The following is a 14,438-nucleotide window of genomic DNA, read 5'->3' as shown; positions in this document are numbered from 1 at the left end:
AGGCAATATGCCATATTTGTAAAGCTGACAAAGTTATTTATTCCTCATTATTTATTATGCAAAGTTTTATTGAAATTGATCACGTTGATAAGATTTTTCCCCTCCCTAATGGGGGTGAATATATCGCCTTAAGAAATATTAATTTGACTATTGAAAAAGGTGAATTTATTTCCTTAATTGGGCATTCTGGTTGTGGTAAGTCCACACTTCTAAATATGGTTGCTGGTTTATCTAATGCGACTCATGGCGGTGTTATTCTTGAGGGACGAGAAATTACTGAACCTGGGCCTGATCGCATGGTAGTATTTCAAAACTATTCTTTATTACCTTGGTTGACAGTACGACAAAATATAGCGCTTGCCGTTAACCGTGTGATGCGTCATTTTCCTGAAGCAGAAAGAAAGGCTATTGTTGAAGAAAATATTCATATGGTGGGCTTAAAACACGCTGCTCATAAGCGTCCGGGAGAACTTTCTGGAGGCATGAAACAAAGGGTAGCCATCGCTCGTGCTTTATCAACTAAGCCGAAAGTCTTACTATTAGATGAACCTTTTGGAGCGTTGGATGCTCTAACTAGAGGTAATTTACAGGAAAGTTTGATGCGCATTGTTCAAGAAAATAATGTTACTTGTATAATGGTCACTCATGATGTAGATGAAGCTTTACTTTTGTCTGATCGCATCGTCATGTTAACCACAGGTCCAGAGGCTCATATTGGGCAAATATTAGAAGTACCTATCCCCCGCCCAAGACAACGGTTAGAAGTGGTAAATCACCCTAGTTATTATACTCTCCGTAACGAAATGGTTTACTTTCTCAATCAACAGAAGCGATCAAAAAAAGTTGGTGTGGTTATCCCCAACAAAGAAGTTATTGCAGGGAATGGTTTAGAAAAAATCAACCTCGATATTGGTTTTATCCCCTTAACTGATTGTGCGCCCTTAATCGTTGCTAAAGAAAAAGGATTTTTTGCCAATCATGGACTAGAACAGGTAAACTTAATTCGTGAACCTTCATGGCAAGAATTAGCAAGAGGTATTGCTGAAGGACGCTTAGATGCCGCACAAATGGTGGCAGGAATGCCTTTAAGCATGACTTTGGGAGCAGGAGGTAAGCCTTCTATTCCGATGATTACTTCAATGGTTCTTAGTCGTAATGGCAACGCTATTACTTTGGCAAAAGAATTTCAAGAAATGGGGGTTACAAATCTTCAGGAATTAAAAGAAGCGATCGCCCAAACTCCTGATAAAGTTCATACCTTTGGCATTGTACACCCTTCATCAATGCACAATTTATTGTTACGCTACTGGTTAGCATCAGGAGGTATTGATCCTGATCAAGACGTTAGTTTAACCGTAATTCCGCCCCCGCAAATGATAGCCAATCTGAAGGCAAATAATATTGATGGTTACTGTGTCGGTGAACCGTGGAATTCCCGTGCCGTAAAAGAGGATATTGGTTTTGTTATTGCTACAGACTTAGATATTTGGTCTGGACATCCTGAAAAAGTTTTAGGAGTAAGAGAAGACTGGGTAGAAAAACATCCTGAAAGTCATCTTGCACTTGTGAAAGCATTGATTGAGGCTTGTGAATATTGTGATGATCGTCGTAACCGAGAAGAAATAGTAGAATTACTTACTCGTTCAGAATATCTCAATATGCCAGCTGAATATATTCGTCCCGGTTTTGTCGATCCTTATAACTATGGCACAAAAACCGAATCTTTATTGAGGTTTAATCAATTTTATGTAGATCAAGCCAATTCTCCTGGCAGAGTAGAAGGATTATGGATTTTAACTCAATTAGCACGATGGGGTTATACTCCTTTTCCTCGTAATTGGGTGGAAATTTTAGAAAGAGTGCGCCGTCCTGATTTATTCGGTGAAGCTTGTCGGCAGTTAGGTTTTTCTGATGTTGAACCTGATCGTCATAGTTTTCAACTATTTGACAAAATGGTTTTTAATCCTGATGATCCTATTGGTTACTTAGAAAGATTCACTATCCGTCGTGATTATAAAGTATCAGAAATATTAATTGATCATTTAACCACAAAGTAAATAGATTAATACACAACAAAACTCGAAAATTTATCTTTTTCCATTCTCAATTCCTTCGGTGAATATCATTCATCCCTAAAAATTCCTCATTGATTATTATGCAAAGTTTAATGAATACTGAAAATAATATTTCTACCCTCGAAAAAACCGCTTTTTTAACGGTTGATCAAGTCTCTAAAGTCTATGCCACAGCTAATGGTGATTATACTGTTTTAGACGATGTTAATTTAACTGTTAAAGAAGGCGAATTTGTTTGTATTATCGGTCATTCTGGTTGTGGTAAATCTACTCTTTTAAACATGATTTCAGGGTTTAATCAGCCTACCACAGGTACAGTCAAACTTAAAAACAAAATTATCGCAGAACCAGGTCCTGATCGCATGATGGTTTTTCAAAATTACTGTTTATTGCCATGGAAAACTGCTTTTGATAACGTTTATCTTGCTGTTAATGCTGTTTTTCCTCACAAAAATCAACAAGAAAAACTAGCTCTTGTCGAAGAACATTTAGCCATGGTTGGTTTAACAGAAGCCGCCAAAAAGAAACCTAATCAACTTTCTGGGGGTATGAAACAAAGAGTTGCGATCGCTCGTGCTTTAGCCATACGTCCCGAAGTACTAATTTTAGATGAACCTTTTGGAGCTTTAGATGCCATTACAAAAGAAGAATTACAAGAAGAATTATTAGAAATTTGGCGTAATCATAAATTAACAGTAATGATGATCACCCACGATATTGATGAAGCCTTATTTTTAGCAGATCGCCTCGTTATGATGACTAATGGACCTTCAGCAAAAATCGGCGAAATTCTTGATATTCCCTTTTCTCGTCCTCGTAATCGTGCTCAAATCACGGAAGATCCTCGTTACTATGAATTACGCAACCATGCTTTAGATTTCTTATTTCATCGTCACGCTCATTCTGAAGATACTAATGATGAAGAATTTATCCCTAAAACTAATAATAAATTAAAAATAGCTGGTATTGTTAGTAGTTTACTGGTGGTTTCGATCGCAGGATTTGCTTTATTTCAATCTTTGACGGGTAGTAGTAATAACGGAGAATCTACAAATAAAACAGAACAAATAAGCAATTAATAGACTACTTTAGGGATGGAGTTAGGAAGGATTGTAAAAGTTATAAAAACTAGCGTTACCTAAGTTCGAGATAAAAGTATATCATGAATGACTCTCGTTGATAGGAAGACAGAAATATTATAGTTTTTTTGTGAATTAATAAAGTTATTTTAAAAATGCACAAATATTAAAAATTATTCTACGATTCTTCTAGTCTCCTACCCTCAGTAAAAACACTAGATTTTCAGCAACCCCTATTTAAGCAATAAATAATATAAATCCCCTGTCCAATCTACCAAACCAGCCTTCGCTTTAGCAATATCACCCGTCCCAAAAAATATATCAACTCTACCTGCACCTTTAATTGCACTACCTGTATCTTGATCCAACACATAACGACTAACAGTAGAGGTAACAAGTCGTTTTTTATCATCTATTTGAGGAATACGAGTATATATTAAAGCTAAAGCTCCCGGAGGCATAATAGATTTATCCGTAGCAATAGATCTTTCATCAGTAACAGGAACATTTAAACTACCAGTCGCAGGTTTACCACCTGTTTCTTTAAAAAAAATAAAACGCTCATTTCGAGGTAAATATATATCTAATTCATCAGGATTATTTTGTAAATAAGTCATTAAGCGTGGAAGGCTCATCTCGTTGGAAGGAATTTTTTGATCTTTGATTAATTCTTTTCCCAGACTACTATAAGGATAATCAGTTGCTCCATCATAACCAATAGTCATAATTTTACCATCAGTAAGTTTTAATTGGGCTGAACCTTGAACCTGTACTAAATATGCTTGTAACCTATCATTTAACCAGACTAACTCATAACCTTTTAAAATACTATTATTACCTAATCCATCTTGACCTTCTAAATCTGTGCGAGTAGGATGAGGAATTTCCCAAGAATTAAAGTTATTCGGTTTACGATAAAGAGGGTAACGATAAACAGATGTTTTTTGACGACTAGCATTATAAACAGGTTGAAAATAACCTGTAAAAGAAACTGTACCTTGATTATCATGTCCTACAGATTTATAAAACTGAAATTCTCTTTCCACAAAATTTTGTAATTGTTGAGGGCTAGTGGAAATAATTAATAATTGACGAAAACGTTTTAAAGAAGCTATTACCCTTTCACGACTGAACTCAGGTATTTTATAATTGGTATAAACAGTTTTAGCTTTATCGGTATTAAGATAACTTAAACTATAATCAATTGCTTTTATTAATGCTTGTTTATCATGAGTAAATAATTGCTCATCAACTATCTTTGTGGGCATATCCACGGGTTGCAAGGGTATCGATTGAGCAAATGAATAACCATAAGATATAATACTAGAACTAAGACAAAACAAAGATAAACCGATAAATTTATTGAACATTACGAATAGATATATTGAGAAACTTCCTTTTATTATAGTTGACGGACTTAATATAAATTAGTTATAATATTTAGTCATTATAACTTGCGGATGTGGCGGAATTGGTATACGCGCACGCTTGAGGGGCGTGTGGTCTTGACCTTGCGAGTTCGAGTCTCGCCATCCGCACTTAAAAATATAGTTAACAAATCATTACCTAATTTTTTGTCTATCCTATATGTGAAGTATTAAGTTGTTTTTCATTACTAGCAAATTAATACCGAGTTAATAAATATAACTATTTTATATGCTGAAGTTCTGCTCGAATCTCAGTAATATTAGTTTCGTATCGTCAAAAAAACCTTTCTTTAAATACCAGAATTAATTATTAATTGCCTATTGCGTTATTATCCTGCTATCGTATATAATGATTATTTGTGACTATAAGTACAAAAATAGCCTCTCAAAGATACTGAGATAGCTAGACTACCAGTCAATATCTTAAGTCTATTGAGGTAATTGAGGCTCTTGCTAATCTTTAAGTTTAGATTAGTAGTTATCAAAAGTGTCTGTTTATTAAGAAATTAATAATAGTGGAGTTAACGAATTAAGAATAGCTTAAATAACTTAACTTCTAACCATTATTTTACAGACAAATCTCAGTCAGAAAGAGTAATCTTTCCCTGAATCAAATCGTGTTGTTTAGCAATTTAGAGGGACAGATCCCGTGAGCTTAGGCGTACTTGGTACAAAACTAGGCATGACCACTATTTTTGACCCCGAAACAGGTAATGCAATTCCTGTCACTGTGGTTCAAGCAGGTCCATGTTTAGTAACTCAAATCAAAACCAAAGAAACTGACGGTTATTCAGCCGTCCAACTCGGATACAGTGAGCTACCTGATCGTAAACGTACCTTAAACACTAAAGAGCCTAAAGAAGTTAATAAATACTTATCTAGTCCTGAATATGGACACTTAAGTAATAAAGGGCTTCCTGCTTTGCGTCATCTCAAAGAATATCGTCTTGATGATGTTAGTTCCTTTGAAATCGGACAAACTATAGGAGCAGACTTATTTGAAGAAGGTGCATTAGTGGATGTAGGTGGTAAAACCATCGGACGAGGCTTTGCTGGTTATCAAAAACGTCATAACTTCAAAAGAGGTAATATGACTCACGGTTCTAAAAACCATCGCTTACCCGGTTCGACAGGCGCAGGTACAACTCCCGGTCGTGTTTACCCAGGCAAAAGAATGGCAGGACGTTATGGTAACACTAACGTAAAAATCCGTAAATTAACCATCGCTAAAATTGACTCTGAGCGTAATTTATTACTCATCAAAGGGGCAATACCGGGTAAAACAGGTAATTTAGTGAGCATTACTCCCGCTTTAATCGTGGGTCAAAAGTAACATAACTCACCGTTAAGATAAACGAAATTTCATTTTAAAAAATTATGGTTAATTGTGTAGTCAAAAATTGGCAAGGAGAACAAAGTGGTGAAACTACTTTAGAGATGCCCATCGCTAAAGAAGAAAACGCCGAACATATTGTTCATCGAGCCTTAGTTCGTCAACTACATAATCAGCGTCAGGGTACAGCATCCACAAAAACTAGAGCCGAAGTGCGTGGTGGTGGTCGTAAACCTTGGCGGCAGAAAGGTACAGGTAGAGCAAGGGCTGGTTCTATTCGTTCTCCTTTATGGCGTGGCGGTGGTGTCATTTTTGGACCAAAACCCAAAGATTACAACCTCAAAATGAACCGTAAGGAAAGAAGATTAGCTTTAAGAACTGCTTTTATCAGTCGAGTGGAAGATTTGATCGTTGTAGAAAACTTCACAGATCAATTAACTGCTCCTAAAACAAAAGAAGTAGTAGCCGCTCTAAGTCGTTGGGGTGTATCCGCCGATCAAAAAGTATTATTAATTGCTACAGATCTTTCCTCTGACAATTTTTACCTATCTGTTCGTAACTTACCTAATGTCAAACTTCTCAGACATGATTGTTTGAATATTTATGACATTTTGTACGCTGATAAAATTGTAGCTACCTCTGAAGCTATTACTAAAATACAGGAGGTTTATTGTGGCGAATAGTAGATACGGAAAAACAACTAAAGTCAGAAAGAATACCGCAGAATTAGCAGATCTTGTTATTCGCCCCATCGTTACCGAAAAGGCAACTTATATGATGGAAGAAAATAAGTATGTTTTTGAAGTAGTTAAACCTGCGACTAAACCTGAAATTCGTGCGGCGATAGAAAGTTTATTTGAAGTAAAAGTGGTCAAAGTCAATACCATGAATCAACCCCGTAAAAAACGTCGTGTTGGTCAAAGTATTGGTTATAAAGCCCAATACAAAAAAGCGATCGTAACCCTAGCACAAGGAGATTCTCTCCAAAGTACATTTTTCCCAGACTTATAATCTCTCTAGATTAATGGGAAATTACTCACAGAAAACTGATAGTTATAACTAAATTATGGGTGTTCGTACATATAGACCATATACACCAGGTCGAAGACAAGCGGTAAGCTCGGATTTCGCAGAAATCACAAAAAGCACTCCGGAAAAGTCTCTGACAAAATATGTCCACCGTAAAAAGGGACGTAATAACAGAGGTGTAATTACCAGTCGTCACCGTGGTGGTGGACATAAAAAACTTTATCGGATTATTGATTTCAAAAGAGATAAAAGAGATATTAATGCTCAAGTAATTGCTATCGAATACGATCCTAACCGTAACGCTCGTATTGCTCTTGTTCAGTATGAAGACGGCGAAAAAAGATATATTCTTGCCCCAGCAAATATCCAAGTAGGTGCTACTATTATTGCTAGTGCTGATGCTCCTTATGAAATTGGTAATGCTTTACCTTTAGAAAAAATTCCCCTTGGTACTGAGATTCATAATGTTGAACTCACTAGAGGAAAAGGCGGTCAAATAGTTCGTGCCGCAGGTGGTTTTGCACAATTAATGGCAAAAGACGGTGATTATGTCACTCTGAAGTTACCTTCTAAAGAGGTGCGGATGATTCGTAAAGAATGTTATGCCACTATCGGACGAGTAGGAAATATCGAAGCCAGAAACCTCAAACTCGGAAAAGCTGGTAAGACTCGTCATTTAGGTATCAGACCTCATGTTCGTGGTAGTGCCATGAACCCCGTAGATCACCCCCATGGTGGTGGTGAAGGTCGTGCTCCAATTGGTCGTTCTGGACCTGTTTCTCCTTGGGGACAACCAGCTCTAGGTAAGAAAACTCGTAAGAAGAAAAAACTTAGTAGCAAATACATCGTTCGTCGTCGTAACGCCAATAAAGGTAAATAAGACAACTTTCGAGATTTTAACCGCATTAATAAGGAAAATTCATGAGTCGTTCACTAAAAAAAGGACCATTTATAGCGGATAGCCTTCTCACCAAAATTGAGAAATTGAACAATAAAGGTGAGAAACAAGTAGTAAAAACTTGGTCACGTGCTTCCACTATCATCCCCCAAATGATCGGTCACACTATTGCTGTTCATAATGGTCGTCAACACGTTCCTATCTTTGTCACCGAGCAAATGGTAGGTCATAAATTAGGAGAATTTGCTCCTACTCGTACCTTTCGAGGTCATGCTAAAAGTGACAAAAAAGCAAGACGCTAATAGAAGATTAGGAACTAGGAAATTAGGAGACTAGGAGACTAGAAGACTAGGAGACTAGAGAGTAAAAATATTACTAAATGCCTAATACCTAATACCTAATACCTAACTATCAACTAATAATTATGGCTAAAACACAGGAAAAACCAGAGGTTGATACCTCCCAAGAAGTAAAAGCGATCGCTCGTTATATCAGAATGTCACCCTCAAAAGTGAGACGGGTTTTAGATCAAATTCGGGGACGTAGTTACAGAGAAGCATTAATTATTCTGGAATTTATGCCTTACCGAGCTTGTGAACCAATTATTAAGGTTCTTCGTTCTGCTGTAGCTAATGCTGAACACAATCAAGGTTTAGAACCTTCTAACCTCGTGATCAGTACAGCCTTTGCTGACGGTGGACCTACTTTAAAACGTTTCCGTCCTAGAGCGCAAGGTCGTGCTTATCAAATCCGTAAACGTACTTGTCATATTACTGTGGCAGTCGCTCCTACGGTATAGTTAACCATGAAAAAGGAACAAAAAATATAACATGGGACAAAAAGTACATCCAATTGGTTTTCGCCTCGGCTATACTAAGGAACACTCTTCCTGTTGGTATGCCGAACCGAAATTTTATCCTCAACTTCTTCAAGAAGATTACAAAATCCGTCAGTACATTGACAAAAATCTCAGTAATGCTAGTATTGCTGATATAAAAATTGATCGTAAAGCAGATCAAATTGACCTTTCTATTCATACCGCTAGACCCGGTGTTGTTGTGGGTAAAGGTGGTCAGGGCATTGAAAAATTGCGTACTGATTTACAAGCATTGCTCAAAAATCAACGTCAATTCCGAGTCAATGTTATTGAAGTTGCTAATGTTGATGCGAATGCCGCTTTGATGGCTGAATTTATCACTTCTCAATTAGAAAGAAGGGTTTCTTTCCGTCGAGTAGTTAGACAAGCTATTCAAAGAGCTCAAAAAGCAGAAGTATTAGGTATAAAAATCCAAGTCAGTGGTCGTCTAAACGGTGCAGAAATTGCGCGTACTGAGTGGATTCGTGAAGGTCGTGTACCTCTTCATACCCTCAGAGCTGATATTGATTATTCCTATAAAACTGCAAGTACAATCTACGGTATTTTAGGGATTAAAGTTTGGATCTTCAAAGGTGAAATTATCCCCGGTGAAGAAGATTTGAGAGCTAATAACACGAAGACGAAACAAGGACGTAAAAAGCCTCGTCGTCAGAAATTTGAGGATCGCTCTGAGTAGTGAAAAGGGACTAGGGGACTAGAAGATTAGGGACTGGGAGACTAGATGTCAAAAAAGCCTAAAACCTAACACCTAAAGCCTAATACCTAATACCTAATACAACCATTAACTAGAAACTATGTTAAGTCCAAGAAGAACGAAATTCCGTAAACAACATCGGGGCAGAATGACGGGAAATGCTTATCGTGGCAATTCCATTAACTTTGGAGATTTCGCCCTTCAAGCTATTGAACCTTGCTGGATTACTTCTCGTCAAATTGAAGCGGCAAGACGGGCAATCACTCGTTATGTTCGCAGAGGCGGTAAAATCTGGATTCGTATTTTTCCGGATAAACCAGTTACTCAACGTCCTGCTGAGACCCGTATGGGATCTGGTAAAGGTAATCCTGAGTTTTGGGTAGCAGTAGTAAAACCCGGTAGAATCATGTTTGAAATTGCTGGTATCCCCGAAGCTACCGCCAGAGAAGCAATGCGTTTAGCGGCTCAAAAACTTCCTATTAAAACTAAATTTATTACTAGATCGGAGGAATATTAAGTCCCTATGGCACTTCCTAAAGTTGCAGACGCAAGAAAGTTAAATGATGAAGAATTAGCTGCAGAAATCGTAACTGCGAAAAAAAAGCTATTTCAACTTAGATTGCTACAAACTACTGGACGTTTAGAAAAACCCCATGAGTTTAAGCATACCAAACACTGGATTTCTCAATTGTTTACCGTACAAGGTGAACGTGAAAGAGCAGAATCCGTTACCACTACTCAAGCATAAGGAGTAACTATTTCATGGCAGTTAAAGAAAGAGTAGGCGTGGTCGTTAGTAACAAAATGGATAAAACCGCCGTTGTTGCTATTGAAAATCGCTCTCCTCACCCTAAATACGGCAAAATTGTCGTTAAAACCAAAAAATATAAGGCACACGATCCTGAAAACTTATGTAAGGAAGGTGATCGCGTCCGAATCAGAGAAACTCGTCCTTTGAGTAAAACAAAACGCTGGGAATTAGCAGAAATTCTGATTACCAAAGCCGTTGCTATTTAGGATCGATATTCCCATAATCAATCAAATAATTAAGTAGAATGATTCAACAACAAAGTTACCTAAATGTAGCAGATAACAGTGGAGCACGTAAAATTATGTGCTTACGAGTGTTATCTACTGGTAATTGTACTTATGGTGGTATTGGAGACGTAATTATTGCCGTAGTGAAAGACGCAATTCCTAACATGGCAGTTAAAAAATCCGACATCGTAAGGGCAGTAATTGTACGTACAAAACAATCTTTACGTCGTGATAGTGGCATGAGTATTCGTTTTGACGATAACGCTGCCGTAATTATCAACAAAGATAACAATCCCAGAGGTACTCGTGTTTTTGGTCCTGTGGCTCGTGAATTACGGGATAAAAACTTTACTAAAATTATCTCTCTCGCTCCGGAGGTACTCTAAAAAATGAGATCAGCAAACAAGAAAAAACAGGGTCCTGCTAGATATAAAATGCACGTCAAAAAAGGTGACACAGTGCAAATTATTTCAGGCAAAGATAAAGGTAAAGTAGGAGAAATCCTCAAAGCGATTCCTAAAGATAGCCAAGTAATCGTTAAAGGTGTAAACATCAGAACTAAACACATTAAACCTAAACAAGAAGGTGAAAGTGGCCAAATTAGTACCTATGAAGCTCCTATCCATAGCTGTAAAGTAATGCTTTATTCGGAAAAAGAAAAAGTAGCTAGTCGTATTAGCTATGTCTTAACTGAAGAAGGCAAAAAAGTCAGAAAACTGAAAAAAACAGGCGAAATTATTGATTAATTTTCCTTAAAATTTTTCACTCATCAACGGTTAATTTCATATTTATCAGTAAACACCGTAATGTCAAGATTAAAAACTTATTACCAAGAAACGATTACTGCTAAACTCAAAGAGCAATTTGGTTACACAAATATTCATCAAATACCAAAAGTAACTAAAATTGTTATCAATAGAGGTTTAGGAGAAGCATCACAGAATGCTAAAGCACTGGAGTCATCTCTGAGTGAACTAGCTGTGATTACCGGACAAAAACCTGTTGTTACCCGTGCTAAAAAAGCCATCGCTGGTTTCAAAATTCGTCAAGGAATGCCCGTCGGTGCTATGGTGACACTAAGATCAGACAAGATGTATTCCTTCTTGGAGCGTCTTATCAGTCTTGCACTACCTCGTATTCGTGACTTTCGTGGAGTTAGCCCTAAAAGTTTTGACGGCAGAGGAAACTATAGTTTAGGAGTAAAAGAACAATTAATTTTCCCCGAAATTAGCTATGATTCCATAGATCAACTCCGTGGCTTTGATATTTCTATCATCACCACCGCTAACACCGATGAAGAAGGACGCGCATTGTTAAAAGAGATGGGAATGCCCTTCCGTGACAAATAAATTAAGGTAACAGAGGAAAAGAAGAAAGAATGCCAGCACACGACACTATTTCAGATATGCTGACTCGTATTCGCAACGCCTGTGCAGTACGCCATTCCACCGTGAATATTCCTAGCACTCGAATGACTCGCAGTATTGCGGAAGTACTCAAGAGTGAAGGTTTTATCACCAGTTATGAGGAAGTTGGTGAAGGAGTCAAAAAAAATATTGTGGTTTCTCTTAAATATAAAGGAAGAAACCGTCAACCTATTATCCAAAATATCCGCAGGGTAAGCACTCCCGGTTTAAGGGTATATAGCAAGAAAAAAGATTTACCCAGAGTATTAGGCGGTATTGGGGTTGCTATTGTTTCTACTTCCTACGGAATTATGACTGATCGTGAAGCGAGAAAACAAGGCATCGGTGGCGAAGTACTTTGCTATATCTGGTAATACTTCTTGCGATTATCTATTGTCAATTGTTCGTTGTCAATTGTCAATTCTCCTAACCATTAAACAATTGGAAATTATAAATAAATCATGTCTCGTATTGGAAAACGTCCTATAACGATACCTGCCAAGGTAGAAATAAAAATTGATGGACAACAAGTAAATGTTACTGGTCCTAAAGGGAACTTATCCCGAGACTTGCCTTCTTTGATTACCATAGTACAAGAAGGACAAGAACTTCTCGTTACCCGTGATAATGACTCCCGTAAAGCTAGAGAAAGACACGGCTTATGTCGTACTTTAGTGGCTAATATGGTTGATGGTGTTAGTCAAGGTTTCGAGAAAAAATTAGAAATTCAAGGGGTGGGTTATCGTGCCGCCGCTCAAGGTTCAAAACTTACTTTAAATGTGGGTTATAGTAAACCTGTCGAGATGGAAATGCCCCAAGGAATTAACGTTGCAGTTAATACAAACACAGAAGTAGTTATTACTGGTATAGACAAAGAATTAGTAGGTAACGTCGCTGCTAAAATCCGTGCCGTTCGTCCTCCTGAAGTCTATAAAGGAAAAGGTATTCGCTACGCTGGGGAATATGTCAGACGTAAAGTAGGTAAAGCAGGTAAGAAATAATTATGACTATTAATCGTAAAGATCTGGTCCAACGTCGTCATTTACGCATTCGGAAAAAAGTTGCTGGTACTGCTGAGCGTCCTCGGTTAGCAGTATTTCGTTCTAATTTTCATATTTATGCTCAAGTGATTGATGATGTAGCTCAACATACTTTAGTTTCTGCGTCAACGGTAGATAAAGAACTAAAAGAAAAATTAGCTAATACTTCTAATTGTGAAGCTTCCGCCGAAGTTGGCAAATTAGTGGCTCAAAGAGCATTATCTAAAGGCATCGAGCAAGTGGTATTTGATCGTGGTGGTAATCTTTATCATGGACGTGTCAAAGCTCTAGCTGATGCCGCTCGTGAATCTGGTCTTAACTTCTAAGAGGAATTTATTATGGCAAAAGAACGGGAACAAGAACAACGTAAAGGCGGAAAGCAAAGAAAGCAACGTAAAGAGAAAAAAGATAATACTTGGCAAGAAAGAGTTGTCCAAATCCGTCGAGTTAGCAAGGTAGTCAAGGGTGGTAAAAAACTCAGCTTCCGTGCCATCGTTGTTGTGGGAAATGAAAAAGGACAAGTTGGTGTGGGAGTAGGTAAAGCAGGGGATGTTATCAATGCTGTACGTAAAGCCGTCACTGACGGTAAAAAACACCTCATTTCCATCAACATCAATAAAGCTAGTTCCATTACTCATGTAAGTAGCGGTAATGCAGGAGGGGCTCAAGTATTTATGCGTCCAGCAGCTCCCGGTACTGGGGTAATTGCAGGGGGTGCGGTGCGTACCGTCTTGGAATTAGCAGGAATCAAGAATATATTAGCGAAACAACAAGGTTCTAATAATCCTTTAAATAATGCCAGAGCTGCTGTCAATGCTCTTGAGCAAATTCGCAGTTTCTCTCAAGTTGCAAATGAAAGAGATATTCCTTTACAACAGATTTATTCATAAAGCGCTCAAATTAATTCCATAATCATTATGAGACTTCATCAACTATCCCCCAAACCTACATCAAAAAAACGTCGTCGCCGCATCGGTAGAGGTATTTCTGCTGGTCAAGGAGCTAGTGGCGGTTTTGGGATGAGAGGACAAAAATCTCGCTCTGGGACGGGTACTAAGCCCGGTTTTGAAGGTGGACAAATGCCCCTTTACAGACGAGTACCAAAGTTAAAACATTTCAAACTCATCAATCATAAAGAGTTTACTATCATCAACGTTGAAAAACTAGCTACTTTAGCCCCCAACACGGAGGTAACTTTAGAATCCTTAATGGAAGTAGGTATTGTTACAGCTAATGATGGTCCTTTAAAAATTCTTGGAAACGGTGAATTAGGAATTGCCCTTAACATCAAAGCGGCTGGTTGGAGTAAGTCAGCTCAAGCCAAAATTGAAGCTGTAGGCGGTACGATTGTCAGTACTGAACGACAAAATGATCAAGACAATAACGGTTAATTAGTGTCAAGATATTAAGAATGCAGAATTAAGAATGTAGAATTTAAAAACCTTTAATTTTTGGTATTAGTGAACTTTAAACTTTGATTTTATTTATCACTTTACCATTGAGTTAAAGAAACTAAAAAACATATTTCAATTCCTAATTTTT

Annotated in this window: 21 protein-coding genes and 1 tRNA gene; 21 read left to right on the top strand and 1 reads right to left on the bottom strand. The window is 37.6% G+C overall.

Going from position 1 to position 14,438, the window contains the following annotated elements; translation table 11 throughout:
• Window positions 1-56 precede the first annotated feature (56 nt).
• Window positions 57-2,057 carry a nitrate ABC transporter ATP-binding protein gene (locus GM3708_RS03675; RefSeq protein ID WP_066344220.1) on the top strand — a complete coding sequence of 667 codons (2,001 nt, stop codon included), beginning with the start codon at window positions 57-59 and terminating at the stop codon, window positions 2,055-2,057.
• A gap of 98 nt (window positions 2,058-2,155) precedes the next feature.
• Complete coding sequence (locus GM3708_RS03670) at window positions 2,156-3,154, top strand: nitrate ABC transporter ATP-binding protein (protein WP_066344218.1); 999 nt, start codon at window positions 2,156-2,158, stop codon at window positions 3,152-3,154.
• Window positions 3,155-3,387: 233 nt separating this feature from the next.
• Here the strand turns inward: GM3708_RS03670 and GM3708_RS03665 are convergent, their stop codons facing one another.
• Window positions 3,388-4,524 carry a murein transglycosylase A gene (locus tag GM3708_RS03665; RefSeq protein ID WP_066344217.1) on the bottom strand — a complete coding sequence of 379 codons (1,137 nt, stop codon included), beginning with the start codon at window positions 4,522-4,524 and terminating at the stop codon, window positions 3,388-3,390.
• Between the two features lie 86 nt (window positions 4,525-4,610).
• Here GM3708_RS03665 and GM3708_RS03660 point away from each other — a divergent pair.
• From GM3708_RS03660 to rplO, 19 genes are all read left to right on the top strand, one after another.
• A tRNA-Leu gene (locus GM3708_RS03660) sits at window positions 4,611-4,692 on the top strand.
• A 538-nt stretch (window positions 4,693-5,230) separates the two neighbouring features.
• Window positions 5,231-5,914, top strand: coding sequence for a 50S ribosomal protein L3 (gene rplC / locus GM3708_RS03655; RefSeq protein WP_066344216.1), 684 nt, complete (start codon window positions 5,231-5,233; stop codon window positions 5,912-5,914).
• A 44-nt stretch (window positions 5,915-5,958) separates the two neighbouring features.
• A complete protein-coding gene (gene rplD, locus GM3708_RS03650) occupies window positions 5,959-6,597 on the top strand; it encodes a 50S ribosomal protein L4 (RefSeq protein WP_066344214.1) in 639 nt (212 codons plus the stop codon).
• Window positions 6,587-6,925 (top strand): 50S ribosomal protein L23, encoded by a 339-nt coding sequence (locus tag GM3708_RS03645; protein ID WP_066344211.1) that lies wholly within the window; start codon window positions 6,587-6,589, stop codon window positions 6,923-6,925. The genes rplD and GM3708_RS03645 overlap by 11 nt, the downstream gene beginning before the upstream one ends.
• Window positions 6,926-6,980: 55 nt before the next feature.
• A complete protein-coding gene (gene rplB / locus GM3708_RS03640; RefSeq protein ID WP_066344210.1) occupies window positions 6,981-7,823 on the top strand; it encodes a 50S ribosomal protein L2 in 843 nt (280 codons plus the stop codon).
• Between the two features lie 41 nt (window positions 7,824-7,864).
• Entirely contained in the window at window positions 7,865-8,143 is a 279-nt protein-coding gene (rpsS, locus tag GM3708_RS03635) for a 30S ribosomal protein S19 (protein ID WP_066344209.1), read from the top strand.
• Between the two features lie 122 nt (window positions 8,144-8,265).
• The gene (gene rplV / locus GM3708_RS03630; protein ID WP_066344208.1) at window positions 8,266-8,640 is read left to right on the top strand and encodes a 50S ribosomal protein L22; all 375 of its coding nucleotides are present in this window, start codon (window positions 8,266-8,268) and stop codon (window positions 8,638-8,640) included.
• A 31-nt stretch (window positions 8,641-8,671) separates the two neighbouring features.
• The gene (rpsC, locus tag GM3708_RS03625) at window positions 8,672-9,394 is read left to right on the top strand and encodes a 30S ribosomal protein S3 (protein WP_066344207.1); all 723 of its coding nucleotides are present in this window, start codon (window positions 8,672-8,674) and stop codon (window positions 9,392-9,394) included.
• Window positions 9,395-9,512: 118 nt separating this feature from the next.
• On the top strand, window positions 9,513-9,929 hold the full coding sequence (gene rplP, locus GM3708_RS03620; protein ID WP_066344206.1) for a 50S ribosomal protein L16: 417 nt from the start codon (window positions 9,513-9,515) through the stop codon (window positions 9,927-9,929).
• 6 nt (window positions 9,930-9,935) lie between these two features.
• A complete protein-coding gene (gene rpmC / locus GM3708_RS03615) occupies window positions 9,936-10,160 on the top strand; it encodes a 50S ribosomal protein L29 (RefSeq protein WP_066344204.1) in 225 nt (74 codons plus the stop codon).
• 14 nt (window positions 10,161-10,174) lie between these two features.
• The gene (gene rpsQ, locus GM3708_RS03610) at window positions 10,175-10,429 is read left to right on the top strand and encodes a 30S ribosomal protein S17 (RefSeq protein ID WP_066344203.1); all 255 of its coding nucleotides are present in this window, start codon (window positions 10,175-10,177) and stop codon (window positions 10,427-10,429) included.
• Window positions 10,430-10,467: 38 nt separating this feature from the next.
• The gene (gene rplN, locus GM3708_RS03605) at window positions 10,468-10,836 is read left to right on the top strand and encodes a 50S ribosomal protein L14 (protein ID WP_066119697.1); all 369 of its coding nucleotides are present in this window, start codon (window positions 10,468-10,470) and stop codon (window positions 10,834-10,836) included.
• A gap of 3 nt (window positions 10,837-10,839) precedes the next feature.
• A complete protein-coding gene (rplX, locus tag GM3708_RS03600; RefSeq protein ID WP_066344201.1) occupies window positions 10,840-11,196 on the top strand; it encodes a 50S ribosomal protein L24 in 357 nt (118 codons plus the stop codon).
• Window positions 11,197-11,256: 60 nt separating this feature from the next.
• Window positions 11,257-11,799: a 50S ribosomal protein L5 gene (rplE, locus tag GM3708_RS03595; RefSeq protein WP_066344200.1), complete on the top strand. Its 543-nt coding sequence runs from the start codon at window positions 11,257-11,259 to the stop codon at window positions 11,797-11,799.
• A gap of 29 nt (window positions 11,800-11,828) precedes the next feature.
• Window positions 11,829-12,230, top strand: a complete 402-nt coding sequence (rpsH, locus tag GM3708_RS03590) for a 30S ribosomal protein S8 (protein WP_066344199.1) — start codon at window positions 11,829-11,831, stop codon at window positions 12,228-12,230.
• Between the two features lie 87 nt (window positions 12,231-12,317).
• Complete coding sequence (gene rplF / locus GM3708_RS03585; RefSeq protein ID WP_066344198.1) at window positions 12,318-12,857, top strand: 50S ribosomal protein L6; 540 nt, start codon at window positions 12,318-12,320, stop codon at window positions 12,855-12,857.
• A gap of 2 nt (window positions 12,858-12,859) precedes the next feature.
• Window positions 12,860-13,222: a 50S ribosomal protein L18 gene (rplR, locus tag GM3708_RS03580; protein WP_066344196.1), complete on the top strand. Its 363-nt coding sequence runs from the start codon at window positions 12,860-12,862 to the stop codon at window positions 13,220-13,222.
• 12 nt (window positions 13,223-13,234) lie between these two features.
• The gene (gene rpsE, locus GM3708_RS03575; protein ID WP_066344194.1) at window positions 13,235-13,786 is read left to right on the top strand and encodes a 30S ribosomal protein S5; all 552 of its coding nucleotides are present in this window, start codon (window positions 13,235-13,237) and stop codon (window positions 13,784-13,786) included.
• A 27-nt stretch (window positions 13,787-13,813) separates the two neighbouring features.
• Window positions 13,814-14,287 (top strand): 50S ribosomal protein L15, encoded by a 474-nt coding sequence (gene rplO, locus GM3708_RS03570; protein WP_066344192.1) that lies wholly within the window; start codon window positions 13,814-13,816, stop codon window positions 14,285-14,287.
• The last annotated feature ends 151 nt before the right edge of the window (window positions 14,288-14,438 follow it).

Origin of the sequence: Geminocystis sp. NIES-3708, assembly GCF_001548095.1 — a bacterium.
In the GTDB taxonomy this organism is placed as follows: domain Bacteria; phylum Cyanobacteriota; class Cyanobacteriia; order Cyanobacteriales; family Cyanobacteriaceae; genus Geminocystis.
This window is presented reverse-complemented; position numbering and strand designations above follow the sequence as displayed.

Coding starts and splice junctions, on each gene's coding strand:
- rplF (WP_066344198.1), top strand. CDS start 12,318: ATGTCTCGTATTGGAAAACGTCCTATAACGATACCTGCCAAGGTAGAA.
- rpsE (WP_066344194.1), top strand. CDS start 13,235: ATGGCAAAAGAACGGGAACAAGAACAACGTAAAGGCGGAAAGCAAAGA.
- rpsH (WP_066344199.1), top strand. CDS start 11,829: ATGCCAGCACACGACACTATTTCAGATATGCTGACTCGTATTCGCAAC.
- rpsQ (WP_066344203.1), top strand. CDS start 10,175: ATGGCAGTTAAAGAAAGAGTAGGCGTGGTCGTTAGTAACAAAATGGAT.
- rplR (WP_066344196.1), top strand. CDS start 12,860: ATGACTATTAATCGTAAAGATCTGGTCCAACGTCGTCATTTACGCATT.
- rplB (WP_066344210.1), top strand. CDS start 6,981: ATGGGTGTTCGTACATATAGACCATATACACCAGGTCGAAGACAAGCG.
- rpsS (WP_066344209.1), top strand. CDS start 7,865: ATGAGTCGTTCACTAAAAAAAGGACCATTTATAGCGGATAGCCTTCTC.
- rpsC (WP_066344207.1), top strand. CDS start 8,672: ATGGGACAAAAAGTACATCCAATTGGTTTTCGCCTCGGCTATACTAAG.
- GM3708_RS03670 (WP_066344218.1), top strand. CDS start 2,156: ATGCAAAGTTTAATGAATACTGAAAATAATATTTCTACCCTCGAAAAA.
- GM3708_RS03665 (WP_066344217.1), bottom strand. CDS start 4,524: ATGTTCAATAAATTTATCGGTTTATCTTTGTTTTGTCTTAGTTCTAGT.
- rplV (WP_066344208.1), top strand. CDS start 8,266: ATGGCTAAAACACAGGAAAAACCAGAGGTTGATACCTCCCAAGAAGTA.
- rplP (WP_066344206.1), top strand. CDS start 9,513: ATGTTAAGTCCAAGAAGAACGAAATTCCGTAAACAACATCGGGGCAGA.
- rplD (WP_066344214.1), top strand. CDS start 5,959: ATGGTTAATTGTGTAGTCAAAAATTGGCAAGGAGAACAAAGTGGTGAA.
- rpmC (WP_066344204.1), top strand. CDS start 9,936: ATGGCACTTCCTAAAGTTGCAGACGCAAGAAAGTTAAATGATGAAGAA.
- rplN (WP_066119697.1), top strand. CDS start 10,468: ATGATTCAACAACAAAGTTACCTAAATGTAGCAGATAACAGTGGAGCA.
- rplO (WP_066344192.1), top strand. CDS start 13,814: ATGAGACTTCATCAACTATCCCCCAAACCTACATCAAAAAAACGTCGT.
- GM3708_RS03675 (WP_066344220.1), top strand. CDS start 57: ATGCAAAGTTTTATTGAAATTGATCACGTTGATAAGATTTTTCCCCTC.
- rplX (WP_066344201.1), top strand. CDS start 10,840: ATGAGATCAGCAAACAAGAAAAAACAGGGTCCTGCTAGATATAAAATG.
- rplE (WP_066344200.1), top strand. CDS start 11,257: ATGTCAAGATTAAAAACTTATTACCAAGAAACGATTACTGCTAAACTC.